The organism is Rhodococcus sp. 15-649-2-2, assembly GCF_002258645.1.
Classification (GTDB): domain Bacteria; phylum Actinomycetota; class Actinomycetes; order Mycobacteriales; family Mycobacteriaceae; genus Rhodococcoides.
In genome coordinates this window covers 135,848-149,103 of record NZ_NPFM01000011.1, presented here as the reverse complement: position 1 = coordinate 149,103, position 13,256 = coordinate 135,848, and the positions used below count along the sequence as shown (strand labels likewise).

At 64.1% G+C, this 13,256-nt stretch carries 12 protein-coding genes; 2 read left to right on the top strand and 10 right to left on the bottom strand.

Annotated features, from left to right (window positions below; genetic code table 11):
* Position 1 precedes the first annotated feature (1 nt).
* Genes CH305_RS05775 through CH305_RS05765 form a run of 3 tightly spaced genes read right to left on the bottom strand, consistent with a single transcriptional unit; the run spans position 2 to position 2,777 of the window.
* On the bottom strand, positions 2-1,015 hold the full coding sequence (locus tag CH305_RS05775) for a substrate-binding domain-containing protein (RefSeq protein ID WP_032405317.1): 1,014 nt from the start codon (positions 1,013-1,015) through the stop codon (positions 2-4).
* Entirely contained in the window at positions 1,012-1,908 is an 897-nt protein-coding gene (locus CH305_RS05770) for a carbohydrate kinase family protein (RefSeq protein ID WP_094703090.1), read from the bottom strand. Before CH305_RS05770 ends, CH305_RS05775 begins: the two co-directional genes overlap by 4 nt.
* 2 nt (positions 1,909-1,910) lie before the next feature.
* Positions 1,911-2,777, bottom strand: a complete 867-nt coding sequence (locus CH305_RS05765) for a BtpA/SgcQ family protein (protein WP_230592645.1) — start codon at positions 2,775-2,777, stop codon at positions 1,911-1,913.
* 201 nt (positions 2,778-2,978) lie between these two features.
* Here CH305_RS05765 and CH305_RS05760 point away from each other — a divergent pair, with 201 nt between their 5' ends.
* Positions 2,979-4,004: a LacI family DNA-binding transcriptional regulator gene (locus tag CH305_RS05760; RefSeq protein WP_032377610.1), complete on the top strand. Its 1,026-nt coding sequence runs from the start codon at positions 2,979-2,981 to the stop codon at positions 4,002-4,004.
* Here the strand turns inward: CH305_RS05760 and CH305_RS05755 are convergent.
* From CH305_RS05755 to CH305_RS05725, 7 genes are all read right to left on the bottom strand, one after another.
* On the bottom strand, positions 3,965-5,062 hold the full coding sequence (locus CH305_RS05755) for a M20 family metallopeptidase (RefSeq protein ID WP_094703089.1): 1,098 nt from the start codon (positions 5,060-5,062) through the stop codon (positions 3,965-3,967). The two genes, CH305_RS05760 and CH305_RS05755, sit on opposite strands and share 40 nt — an antisense overlap.
* A complete protein-coding gene (locus CH305_RS05750) occupies positions 5,052-5,915 on the bottom strand; it encodes an alpha/beta fold hydrolase (protein WP_094703088.1) in 864 nt (287 codons plus the stop codon). The genes CH305_RS05755 and CH305_RS05750 overlap by 11 nt, the downstream gene beginning before the upstream one ends.
* The gene (locus CH305_RS05745) at positions 5,909-7,111 is read right to left on the bottom strand and encodes a lipase family protein (protein WP_094703087.1); all 1,203 of its coding nucleotides are present in this window, start codon (positions 7,109-7,111) and stop codon (positions 5,909-5,911) included. The genes CH305_RS05750 and CH305_RS05745 overlap by 7 nt, the downstream gene beginning before the upstream one ends.
* Before the next feature lie 62 nt (positions 7,112-7,173).
* On the bottom strand, positions 7,174-8,046 hold the full coding sequence (locus CH305_RS05740) for a hypothetical protein (RefSeq protein WP_094703196.1): 873 nt from the start codon (positions 8,044-8,046) through the stop codon (positions 7,174-7,176).
* Positions 8,047-8,420: 374 nt separating this feature from the next.
* Positions 8,421-9,206, bottom strand: coding sequence for a 2-oxo acid dehydrogenase subunit E2 (locus CH305_RS05735; RefSeq protein WP_094703086.1), 786 nt, complete (start codon positions 9,204-9,206; stop codon positions 8,421-8,423).
* Between the two features lie 28 nt (positions 9,207-9,234).
* Positions 9,235-11,589, bottom strand: a complete 2,355-nt coding sequence (locus tag CH305_RS05730) for a pyruvate dehydrogenase (protein WP_094703085.1) — start codon at positions 11,587-11,589, stop codon at positions 9,235-9,237.
* 247 nt (positions 11,590-11,836) lie between these two features.
* On the bottom strand, positions 11,837-12,466 hold the full coding sequence (locus tag CH305_RS05725) for a TetR/AcrR family transcriptional regulator (RefSeq protein ID WP_032405323.1): 630 nt from the start codon (positions 12,464-12,466) through the stop codon (positions 11,837-11,839).
* 118 nt (positions 12,467-12,584) lie between these two features.
* On the opposite strand from CH305_RS05725, the gene CH305_RS05720 reads away from it, so the two are divergent.
* Positions 12,585-13,220: a VOC family protein gene (locus tag CH305_RS05720; RefSeq protein WP_032405324.1), complete on the top strand. Its 636-nt coding sequence runs from the start codon at positions 12,585-12,587 to the stop codon at positions 13,218-13,220.
* The last annotated feature ends 36 nt before the right edge of the window (positions 13,221-13,256 follow it).

The window sequence follows — 13,256 nt, the reverse complement described above, 5'->3', positions numbered from 1 at the left end:
GCTACTTCTCCAGGTAGTACATGTAGTCGCCCACGTTGGCGGGGGTGACGATCTGCGTGGGAACCGGGATGTCCGCAGGTGCGGTGCGTCCGCAGCCCAGGTCGATGGCGGCATTCATTGCTTCGTAACCGAACTCGAAGGTGTTCTGCTGCACGACGCCTTCGAGCCAGCCGGCCTGCAGTGCCGACACTGCCTGATCCGACAGGTCCCAGCCGACGGCCTTGATGCGGTCCTGTGCGCTCTGGCTGTTCACTGCGGCAACCAGCCCGATGAGTGCCGGTTCACCGGTGGCATAGACGTACTCCATATCCGGGTTGCCGGTGAGCAGGTTCTCCGCGGCGGTCTGCGCGTTCTCCTGGATGTTGCGACCGTCGACAACGGTTCCGACGGTCATGCCTGCAGCGGAGACGGTGTCGGTGAATCCCTTCTGACGCTCGAGCTGAATGGTGCTGTTGAGCGCACCGACGATGCCGACGGTCCCGGTGTTGTTCGCGAGTTCGGTGAGGGTGTTGCCGATCTGAGCGCCACCCTCGGCGTTCGCGGTGCCGACCTGGGTGGAGACTCCCGGGGCGTCGACGGTGGCGTCGACGGCGACCACCGGGATACCTGCTGCGGCGGCCTTGGCGACGGATGGCTTGATGCCGTCGGTGTCGATGGCGTCGACGATGATGGCGTCGACACCGGAGGCGATGAGGTTGTCGAACGCGTTGGCCTGCGTGACGGAATCATCGTTTCCGCTGATGATCTGTAGATCGACCCCGGCTTCGTCGGCCACCTTCTGGGCGGCGTTGTTGATCTGGTTGAAGAACAGCGCCTGCAGGTTGATCGTGACCAGACCGACCTTCAGGCTGCCGTTCTTGCCGTCGCACGTGTCGGCGACTCGGGACGGATCCGGAATGGACGACGCGGCCGCGTCGGTGCCGCCCGATGTGTCGCTGGTGGAGGCGGAGTCACAGGATACGAGGGTGAGGGCAAGTGCCGCACCGAGAACGAGGGGAAGTGCGCGTTTGATCATCGGATCTCCTGAAGATCGACAGTAGCGAGGGTGGCGGTGAATTCGTTGAGTTCGGTGATGCTGGGGCATCCGCGTGGTCCGGCCGTCGCGCAGGCGAGAGCTGCCGACGCTCCTGCGAGTCGGGCTGCGCGAGCGGGATGTTCGCCTGCGTCGACGAAGGCGATGTACGTACCGCAGAAGCAGTCTCCGGCGCCGACGGCATCGACGACGTCGACCGATACTGCGGGTTCGGTGATCGTCTCACCCGAGGGTGTCACCAGGGTCCATCCGTGTTCGCCGTCGGTGACGACGAGGTGGGTGTCGTGCTGGGCGGTCAGCATCGACCACCGTTCGGCATCGATGCCGAAGTTGTTCTGCCACAGACTGCGTCCGACGATGACGTGATCGGCGAGGGCAAAAGCGCGCAGTGCGGCGTCGAGATCGTCGCAGCCGTCGAGGTCGATGGCAAGGCTGACGTTGTCGGGTAGTTCGGGTGGGAGCATCTCTGCTCGGTAGCCGTCGACGAACAGTCGTCCGCCTTCGATGGAGAGGGCGTCGAGGACGGTCGTCAGTCGGTGTGCGTCGTTGGCGTCGTCCTGGCTGATGATCGAACGGTCGCCTCCGTCGGCGATGAGAACGACTGCGGTGGAGAGGAATGCGTCACGCGGTGCCCAGCTGGTGTCGACTCCGTCGTGCTCGAGCCCGGCGAGAAACTCGGTGGATCGGGCGTCTGGGCCCACTGCGCCAGCGAAGGCTACGCGGGCACCCATACGGGCTGCGGCTACCGCGGCGTTCGCGTTCATGCCGCCGTCGATCGAGTCGATGGCCGTTGCCTGCACTCGCTCGCCCAGAACTGGGACATGCGGAACATGCACCGTCACATCGTTGTTGGCGTAGCCGAAGAAGACGATCATGGCTATTTCCCTGCCGCGCGGGCCACGGCGCGAACCTTCTCGCCTGCGACGCGTCCCCACCAGCGAGCGTTCTCCTTCACCGAGGAGGCGATGATGGCACCGTCGCATTCCTTCATGAGGTCGCCCACGTTGGCGGCGGTGATGCCGGAGCCGATGATGACCGGAAGCATCGTGTTGTTCTTGATCACCGAGACCTCGTCGACCGAGGCGGCATCTCCGGTTCGTGAGCCGGTGGCGATGAGGACGTCGGCGTCGAAGAACTCGGCGTCCTCGGTCTGCTCGGCGATGGTGCGGTCCGCGACGATGGCATGTGCGCCGTGCTTGACGTGCACGTCGGCGAAGATCTTGACCGGATCGGCACCGATGCGGTGACGGAAGCGGGTGGTCTTGGCGGCCTGGCCCTCGATGAATCCCTCGTTGGCGATGTAGGCGTTGGCCCACTGGTTGACGCGCACGAAGCTCGCGCCCGCTGCCCACGCTGCGGCCACGCCGCATTCGCCGGCATTGGACAGGATGCTCACGCCGACTCGGTTGCCGAAGTCGCCGACGACGGCGGCCGTGACCACGCCCATGCTCGCCGCGGTTTCGTAGCCGTGTTCGCCCGGCTTGAGGAACGGTATGTCCCAATGGTTCTCGACGATGACACCGTCGAAGCCGTTGTCGATGTACGCGTGTGCCTCTGCCAGGGCGAATGCCGAGATCTCGGAGACGGGTTGACCCTTGTAATGCGGGCTGCCGGGTAGAGCGGGCAGGTGAATGGCACCGATGAGCGCTGGTGCCGAGGTGAAGATCTCGGCCAGAGCCGACGGCTTGGTCGGGAAGACTCCCAGCGATTGCTCGGGGTGCTGGTCCGACAGGGACGTACTCACGTAGGGAACTCCTCGGGTGATCGTCGGGCGAGGGCATGTAATCGATTACCTCGCATGTATGCACCGTAAAGGATCGACACCCATCCATGTCAAGGAATTCCGGAGTCGTTTATGTAAACGATTACCTCTACTGTGTAAACAGCAACGCAAGCGACTGCGCGGTTCGATAACCTCGGGTCCTCACGTGAGAGTAGGAGTTGGATGCGTAAAGCAACCATTCGCGACGTTGCCGAGCGCGCAGGTGTCTCGACGGCCACGGTGTCTCGAGCACTGTCGGGCTCACGTCCGGTCTCGGAGGACATCGCTGCCACCATCCGGCAGGCGGCCGAGGATCTGGGATATTCGGGCAACATCATTGCCAGTTCGCTGCGCCGCAACAGAACGGACACGGTCGGCATGGTGGTGCCGAGCATTGCCAACCCCTTCTTCACCTCGCTCGTCGTCAACGTCGAGCACGTGCTGTCGCAGCGTGGCCTGCAACTCTTCCTGTGCGATTCCCGATCCGATCCGGAGGTCGAAGCGCAGAGGTTGCGCAGCTTGGTCTCGCGTCAGGTCGACGGCATCATCATCAGCCCGTGCCACGGGGAGCGGTCCGCAGAGGCCGTGCGCACCACGGCCCGCGCCATTCCTGTCGTTCAACTCGACCGCTTCGCGCTCGACACCCACACCGACTGGGTCGGCGTCGACGACGATGCTGCGCAGGCGCTGGTCATGGATCATCTTGCTGCGCTGGGTGTTCGGAGTGCAGCCTTCATCAGTTCCGAGCTGACCAACTCGTCGACCGAGCTGCGTCGGGCCGGCTTCTTCCGTCACGCGCAGAGAGTGGGAATCGAGACGCGAGAGGAGTGGACGCTGTTGGGCGACTACTCGATCGACTGGGGACGTGAGTCCTCGCGGTCGATGCTCGGAGCGTCTTCACGTCCCGACGCGGTGGTGTGTGCAGACGATCTGATTGCACTCGGCGTTCTGCAGAGTTGCCAGGCGCTGGGCTTGTCGGTTCCCGCTGATGTCATGGTGACCGGGTTCGACGACATTCCGTTCTCGGCGTTGAGCAATCCGCCTCTGACGACCGTCCGGCAGCCGCAGGAACGCATCGCGGCGGAGGCCACTCGGCTGTTGGATCAGGCGATGAACAGCGACGAGACGGGTACTGCGCACATCGCTCTGCAGCCGGAGTTGGTGGTGCGTCAGTCGACGGTAGGCCAGGCGCGCGTCACTGCGGTGTAGGCGGTGATGGCGGCATCGAGTTCCTCGAGTGCGACGGTTTCGTCGGCGGCATGCATGAGGGCCGGCGTCCCCGGTCCCCACACCACGATCGGCGCACCGGGGGCCGCCGCGGCGATGATGGATGCGTCGGTGAAGTACGTGACCGGTTCTGGCGCAACGGAGTGCGGTAGCTCGTCGACCCAGCTGTTTCCACCCGCCGTCCTCACGCCGGGCAGGTCGATTCGCGCCTCGACGTGGTCGACCTCGGGTTGATCGCGCCACCACGACAGCAGTGTCGAGCCGTCACCGACGGTTCGATGATCGACGACGACGTGTGCGATGTCGGGAACGATGTTGGGGGCCGATCCACCGTCGATCATCCCGACGTTGAACGTCTCTGCGCCCAGGAACGCATCCGTCGACAACGGGAGTTCGTCGCGCGCCCGTGCCAGGACGTCGACGAGCTTCATGATTGCGCTCTCGCCCCGCTGCGGTGTACTGCCATGTGCAGCAATACCTTTGGTTGTGACATCGACCCACAAGGCGCCGCGATGGCCCAGATGTACCTGGTTGCCTGTCGCCTCGGGCACCACCACCGCACCCACCGAACATTCGGCCACGGCGTGACGAGCGGCAAGTGCGCCGAGCGATCCGATTTCCTCGTCGCTGGTGAGCAACAGCGCTGCGGGAACACCGTTTTCGAAGGCGTCGAGCACAGCGGCCGTTGCGGCCACGAGGCCTGCCTTCATGTCGGACGTACCTCGGCCGCGCAACACACCGTCTTCGACGTCTGCGGCGAACGGATCGAACTGCCAGTTCGAGAGATCGCCCGCCGGGACGGTATCGACGTGGCAGGCGAACATCAGCCTCGCCGCCGTTGGAGGCGCATCATTGGTGATCAACAGCCACGGGTGCGGGCCGTCGCGATCTCCCTCGACCGCAATGCCGGTCGTGCGTGCCGAGAGTACGGAGACGACGGCATCCATGGAGGAACGCTGAGGCACCGGGTCTCCGGACACGGTGCGTTGCGTGACCAGCTCGGCGAGCAGGCCTGCGGCAGTGGTGCGGTCAAATGCCATGGGAAGCAATCGACCGCATCACTGCGGCGGCAGCCGCATCGGGGGCCTGCGTCGGAATCCAGTGCGAGATTCCGGGTAGCACTGTCAGCGTGTATGCCGCATCGACATACCTCTGGGTGGTGTCGATGGCAGCACGGCCGATGAAGGTGTCGCCGTCACTCCACACCATCGAGGTCGGCACGGTGATGCGCAGACGACCGATGCCCGGGCTCGAGAACGGCAGTCCGCGGTACCAGGTGACAGCGAAGGGCAGCGCGCCGTAGTCGACGATGTCCGTCTTCGTGCGTTCGAGGTCCTCTTCGGTCATGCCGCTTGCCCTGTACCACTTTTCGGCTCTTTCGCCGGGCCGCGTCATCCATTTCTCGGGCAGTATCGGCAACTGGAAGAACGCGAAGTACCAGGAGTGCAGTATTTGCTTCGAGTTGAAAAAGCCGGTCATGAATGCACCGGGGTGGGGAACCGAGAATGCCGTCAGCGACAACACCAGGTCGGGTCGTCGGCCTGTGGTGACCCATGCGATGTTCGCTCCCCAGTCGTGCCCCACCAGATGTACCGGAGTCCCGATCCTGTCGATGAGAGCGACGACGTCGCCCACCAGCGCTCCGACACGATAGTCGCGACGCCGCGTCGGCCGGGCGGCCGGTGAGTATCCGCGCTGGTCCGGTGCGACAGTACGAAAACCGGCATCGTTCAGGATCGTCATCACTGCGGACCACGACGACGCTCGCTCGGGAAAGCCGTGCAGCAGCAACACAACCGGGCCGTCCAGTGGTCCCTGATCGATGACGTCGAACACCAGACCGTCGTGGGTGTACTCGGTGATTCGCTCCACCGCGGAGCCGCTCGTCAGCATGTGCTGGGTACCGACTGGCCCGCGAACACGGCGGCCAGGAACTGCATGGCCGCCTCGTCGCTGACATTGTGGCCTTGCTCGGGCTGCTCCTGCGCTACGACCGAATCGCCTAGGGCGCATGCCCTTTCGACGCCTTCGGCAGTCCACTGGGGTAACACGATATCGTCCTTCGCGCCGTAGGCCACGAACATCGGCACCTCGCTCCTCACTTGCGGCAATGTGTAGCGTCCGACGACGTCGAGGAGCTTCTGCTCCGCTTCTGTCGAGTCTGCGGCGAACTCGTCCGGTGCCATCGCCTGGACTGCCCGAGCCTTGCCTTCCGTGTCTCCGCCCTGGCAGGTGAGCAGCAACTCGTTGTTGGCCTCGGCGACGCTGCCGCTGTAGTCCTTCGGATCGATGGCGGGGTCCACTTGCTGTGCGCCGTAGAGCAAGTACGGCAACAGTTCCTTCTGCGGTGTGGTGAGAGTTCCGTCCATACCGGATCGAACGAGAGGCGTCAGGTCGGTCGGTGGTGAGAGCGATACCGATCCGACGAGGTCGAGCCCCTGGCCGTACGAGGCAGCGAGTTCGTTTGCAGCCCATGCGGCTTGGCCACCCTGCGACAGGCCGACTGCGGCCCAGCGTGCGGACGTGTCGGGCAGCGCATTGTGGACTGCGCGGGCCGCGTCGATCATGTTGTTGCCGGTGGTTCGCGGTTCCAGGTACGGGTGCGTTCCACCGCCGGTGCCCAGTCCCTGGTAGTCGGGGAGCACGGTGACGTACCCGAGTGCGGTGAAATCCTGCACCGCGAATTGGTACCCGATCAGGTCGGGATACAGGGTGGGTCCGCAATCGGCCTGTATGCCGGTGGTGCCGTGCCCGTAGACGACGATCGGCCAGCCGCCCTCGGGTGCGGTGCCTGCCGGAACGGCTGCTACACCGGATACCGCCGTCGGGGAACCGTCGACACCCGACGTCGACTCGTACACGAAGCGATACAGCGTTGCGCCTGTGTTCGAGAGTTCGGCGGATCGCTCACCGAAGTCCTCGTATTCGAGAACAGTGCCCGGCACGCCCGTCAGGTCGTACTGCGGGGCCTGGGCGGTGGTGGTCGTCGGTTCGTCGAGCGTGGTGTCGGGTGTGGAACTGCATCCCCCGACCACGGCCAATGCGAGGCAGCACAGGGCAGCGGACATCGAACGGGAGTAGGAAAGCACACCGCGTGTCTACCAGAAAGAAGCCGCGTTCGGCCGATGCCTGGGGTTTCACATCACCGCCCCTACCGAAATTCAGACAGAATTTCTGCCGAGGCTTGAAGTGGGGCGTGGCCGTCGGGAATGACCCGGCGACAACCGTCGAGCTCAACAGTCAGCAATTGGTCGTAGGAATCGGCGTCGGAATACCGCATAGCGGCGACCGTAGTCGGGGCCTCGTCGCAAGGCGATGCCAGCGGCAATGTCTTCAGGGACAGTGATGTCGCTATGGGCCTTGCGCCAACGAATCGTTGTGAGTCGAAACGACAGAACCAGCTGCCGATCACGGACAGGGCGACCGGCTGCGTCGACCCGATCTGAGGTGGTGCGTATACGGGCAGGCATCCGAAGAAGGTTCTGATCTGGTCATTCGACAAGAGCGCTCGGTGTTCGATACGTCTTACTTCGGTGAGCTCGGTGATTGCGTTGAGTCCGCCGGGTTTCGGCCGTCCGCACGAGTTCAGCGGAAAGCCCGGTCGGACTGCGCGTCCTCGATGGTCGATTAGCCAGAATTCCTGCAGGACTGCAAGGCTGTAGTCGTCCGCGCAACTGTCGGGAAACCACGTCGGATGTTCGGATCGGCGGTTCAGCAGTCCGATGGCATCGGAGAAGTCACCTTCCCAGCGGTGTTCGGAATAGCCGACGGTCCGGTCGGCCGCTCCTTCCTCGCCGAGGAAGGAGTCGCAGGTGACCGCAGCGACAGGCTCGAAGTCCATCGGAACTGTGGCGTCGGAGTCGACGCCGAAGTATCGGTCGGGGAATGGAATCGAGCATTGCAACGAATCGGCGGGAACTATGTAGGCGACCGGCCGGTCGGGCGTCGTCACATTCCACGCGACGGCACCGGCGACGATGACGGCAATGACGAGGAACAGTCTTGTCGCGTACCGCCACGTCATGCCGACACCGTAGTCGTCGTCAGCTCGGTTCTGGCCGCTGTTGTGTTTTCCCGGCTTCAGGTCAGGCGCCGTGAATAGCACGGCCCTACCCGGTTCGGGGATTGCCTCGCCCCCGAGGGGCATCGAAGTCGGGTCGACGATGGTCGAGGAGATCAAGATCGCCAGCATTGACAACACTGTCGGGTTCCAGGTCGAAAGTCCGCCTACCCCGAAGGGTTGATCCTGGTGGGTGCCGGGTCCTCTGGACCGAAGATCCGGCTGAGGATGAACTGCTAAAAGTGGCCAGTCCGTTGTCGTTCGGAGTAGTGGGCAAGGCCCTGCAAGGCACATTCGAAAAGAAGCTCACGGCCACCCTGATCGGAGAGTTCGACCTATCAGTCGAGAAGACCAGCAGTGTAACCCTTTTCGAGTCGAGCCCTGACATCGCTGAGGTAGCGAGCTGCGTCGGCACCGTCGACGACGCGGTGGTCGTACGACAGCGAGAGGTACACGGTCGGAACCGCGGTGATGGTCAAGTTTCCTGCGGCGTCTCGGACGGGCACCACACGTTCGACGACCGAGCCGAAACCCAGGATCGCCGATTGCGGCTGATTGATGATGGGCGTGTCGAACAGTGCGCCGCGGCTTCCGGTGTTGGTGATGGTGAAAGTGCCCCCGGAGAGGTCGTCTGCGGTGACAGTGCCGCTGCGCACTTTCTCTGCAGCACTGGCGATTTCGGCCGCGAGGGCGGAGATGGAGAGCCCCTGAGCATTTCGAATGACCGGGACCATCAACCCCTTCGGGCCGTCGACGGCCATTCCGAGATGGCAGGCACCGTGATAGGTCACGGTGGTGACGTCGGCGTCGAGTGCGGAGTTGACGACGGGGTTGTCCGCCAACGCCTCCACCGCGGCTGCCACGAAGAACGGCAGATACGACAGCTTGTGTCCGGTGCGGCTCAGAAACGCGTCCTTGTTCTCGCGGCGTACCCGCGCCACCGAGGACACCTCGGCTTCCACGACAGTCGTCAATTGAGCTGCGGTCTGCAGGGATCGAACCATCCGGGTTGCGATGGTCCGCCGGATGCGCGGCAGCTTTTCTACGCGGTCGGCCGGGGTCTCGGCAATGTTCTCACCGAGCGAGGGCATCGGAACAGTGGCGGTCGTGACTGTCGCTGTCATGGCTTCTTTCGCTGTCGGAACGGATCTGTCACTGACCTGTCACGTCGAGAGCTGCCCCGACGATGGAATCGGTGTCGATTCGGTGGTGCTTGTACACCTCGTCGAGTGATCCGACCTGCCCGAAGTTGCTGACGCCCAACGACGTCGACGCAACCCGGTTGACGGTAGCGAGGAATGCGAGGGTGTGCGGATGTCCGTCGAGCACCGTCACCATCGGGGTCGCTCGCTCGGCGGGCAGCAGTTGATCGAGAATCCAGGATTCGCCGACGTGGTGTCCTTGCCTGGCCTGCAGCGCGCGGTAGAGCTCGCCCGGGCTGGTGATGCACAGAACGTCCGCGATGACGCCGATCTGCTCCAAACGCTCTGCGGCGTCCAGGGCTTCGGTCATCAACGCTCCCATCGCTGCGATGGTCACCGTCGCTCCGTCTCGGCGCACCAGTGGGTAGCCGCCTGCAACGACCTGACGACGCCTGCGTTCCCTGGCAGCCGGATCGCTGGGGACATCTGCCTTCGACTGATCGACAGGACGCGTCGACAGCCGCAGATATGCCGAGGTTCCGTCGGGTCGTCCGAGTCGACCGATGCTCGCGAGCAGTGTCCATTCGACGTCGATGGCGAAGGCGGGCTCGTAGGTGATGCAGCCGGGCTGTTCCAATCCGATGGACGGGGTCTTGATCGACTGGTGTGCACCACCTTCCGCGGCCAGGGTGACTCCCGACGGCGTTCCGACCAGAATCGATTGGCCACCCGCGTAGATGCCGTACGACCACGGCTCTAGTGCGCGCTCGACGAAGGGGTCGTACATGACGCCGATCGGGAACAGAGGCTCCCCCCAACGGCTCCACGTGGCACCGAGCTCGCCCATCAGGCCGACCAGGTTGGTCTCTGCGATACCGAGTTCCATGTGCTGACCGGACGGTCCTTCGCGCCAGTGCATGATCGTCTCGGCGTCGTCGCCGAACCAGTCGTGTCGATCCGACGACGACCACACGCCGACCTTGTTGACCCAACCGCCGAGGTTTGTGGTCGAACTGACGTCGGGGCTGACCGTGACGATGCGTCGAGCCGCGTCGGGAGCCTCCCGGGTCAGGTCGATCAGGGTGCGACCCAATGCGGCCTGCGTAGTGGCTGTGCCCTTGGGGGTGCGTCCGATGTCGGTGGGGACGGCAGGTGGCGTCGATGCCGGAATCGGTTCGCGGCGTATCCGTTCCGCGGTGGCAGCGCACAGCCGACCGGGTCCGCTGTCGGTGTCGAAGCGGCCCCAGGGCTGCTCGGGATCGGTGCCGAGGGTACGTGCGAGTTCGGCGTATTCCTCGACGGTCAACAGCGAGGAATGGTTCTGCGGATGTCCCTGAGTGGGCAGGCCGAATCCCTTGACCGTGTACGCGACGATCACGGTGGGCCGGGTGTCGTCGATGCGAGAGTAGGCGTCGCGCAACGCATCCAGATCGTGTCCGCCGAGGTTGCGAATCGACTCGGTCAGCAGTGTGTCGTCGAGATCGGCGATCAGGTCGGCAATGGCAGTGGCGTCGGGGCCGGATCCGGGAAGTCTGGTGCGCACCTCGTCGGCGGAGCAGCGCAGCAGGCGTTGGTATTCCGGGTTCGGCATGTCCAGGATACGCGTGCGCAGCGCATCGCCGCCCGGCTTGGCGAACAGATCTTCGAGCAACCGGCCGAACTTGACAGTGATGACCTGCCAGCCTGCGGCGTCGAACATCTTCTCGAGGCGACGCGCAGCGATGTTGGGGACCACTCGGTCCAAGGACTGACGATTGAGGTCGACGATCCAGACGATCTCGCCGAGCTCGGCAATGCCCGGGTCGATGATCGCCTCCCAGACCGCGCCTTCGTCGAGTTCCGCATCGCCGACCAACGAGTACTGCCGTCCGCTGAAGCCGGGCGTCTTCGGTGTGGATTCCTCCGGGCCGAACCGGTCTTCGACGAAGCGTCGGGACATCGCTCCCCAGATCGGGGCCGTGGCCCCGATGCCGACGGATCCGGTGGAGTAGTCGACGGTGTCCGGGTCCTTGGCCCGCGAGGGGTAGGACTGCAGACCGCCGTACGCACGGAGTGTCGTCAGGTACTTCTGGTCCAACTCGCCCAGCAGGTAGTTGATGGCGTGCAGCACCGGCGAGGCGTGAGGCTTGACCGACACGCGGTCGCCGGGTTGCAGCTGTTCGAACCAGAGCGAGGTCATGATCGAGACCATCGACGCGCAGGACGCTTGGTGGCCGCCGACCTTGAGTCCGGTCGGGTTGGGCCGAATTCGGTTGGCATGGTGAATCATCGACGTCGACAACCACAGCACCCGCTGGGCGAGCTCGTGCAGGTCGTGGTGTTCACCGGTGGGCGAGCGGCGGTCGGCGGGACTGATGCTGGTCATGACAGGTGCTCCTGATCGACGTCGAATGTGCCGGGGCAAGAAAATACGGAGCGGACGAAGGGGGCCGAGTGTGGTCCTGCGGTCCGGACGGGCGTTCGGGTTTCGAATCGCCGAGGGGATGCAACTGAGCTGCGATGACGGACAGTGGACCAGCCGCATCCCGTGTTGCGCAAGCAGTGCTTTGCAGACTGTGCAGGTTGCACGGTTTCAGACCGTTCAGGGCTGCGAAACTTGGTCGTCCTGACCTCTAGGTCGTCGGGTCGGGTCGGGACTGCGCCGCACCCACAACCGCCTCGAAAGTGTCCACCACGAGCGCGACGACGGCGTCGAGTTGGAGATCAGGGGTGTCGAAGTACGCGTCTGCGGTCCGATCGAGAAAGCCGGTCCAGCCCGAAATTGCGGCACTTTGCAACGGAGACAAGGGTTCCGGAAGTTCGGCGAGTGCTGCGACCTGCAGCGCACCCTCGGCCCGTGCTTCTCGGACGGCATGTTCGACGACGGAATCGCCCAATTCTCCCTCCCGAACCACACGGACGTACAGCGCGCGGTGGCGCTCGAGAAATTCGATGTGGCGTCGCACGAAACCCTCCATGCGTGCCCGTACGGACTCCTCGTCGGCGGCCGGCTCCTGGAAGTCCGACAACTTCGACAACACGTCGGCCAGTGCGGCCGCGACCAGGCCTTGTTTGTCGGTGAAGTAGTAGAACAGCAGCCCGTGGGCCACCCCAGCGCGACGCGATATGGCCGCTGCGCTGATGTCGGCGCTGTTGCCCTCGGCCAGTAGCTCGATCGCGGCGTCGATCAGGGCTTGACGACGGTCTTTGCGAGGGCGGGCACGGTGGGACCGCTCGGCTCCGGGAGGCGGGTTGGTCGACACCGATCCGACATTAGCGCACCATCCGCGGACTCTCCTGACCTTCGCTCAACTTCTTGACTAGTAGTCAAAGTGGACGTAGCGTCGGTCACACACAGGTGATTCGAAGAAAGGTCGTTCGATGAGTACGACGCAGGATGCAGGGAGTCGGAAAGCGCCGAGGGTGGCGCCCGATCTCATCGCCCACTGGGTGGTCAAGTCGGCTCGCACCGAGGAGATGGTGCGGTGGTACGGAGCGGTGTTCGGTGCCGAGATCGTTTATCAGGACGAGGGAATCACCTTCCTGACCTGGGACGACGAGTCGCACCGATTGGCCATCATTGCGGTGCCGAAGCCCGTCCGGTTCCTGTTCCCGTTCGCCAAGTTCAGGCGTAAGGCGTACGGCATCGACCACATCGCGCTGACGTTCATCTCGCTCGAACGGCTGCTGGAGAACTACGTGCGGCTCAAGCGGCTGGGCATTCTGCCCGTCTGGTCGATCAATCACGGACCGACGATCTCGCTCTACTACGAGGATCCCGATGGAGTGCGCCTCGAGTTCCAGGTCGAGAACTTCGATGCCGAGAACACCGCGGCATTCTTCTTCACCGAGGAGTTCGCCCAGAACCCGATCGGCGTCAACATCGATCCCGACTACTTGCTCAGCCAGCTGCGCAACGGCGTGCCGCACGAAGAACTTCGCCGACGCGAGGCCGGAACTCGGCCCGGGCATCCGGTCGTCGCGAACAAGAAGACCATCACGCCGAAAACTCTGTGACCTGATCAGCTGCTGAACCAACAAGGGGGAGAAAGA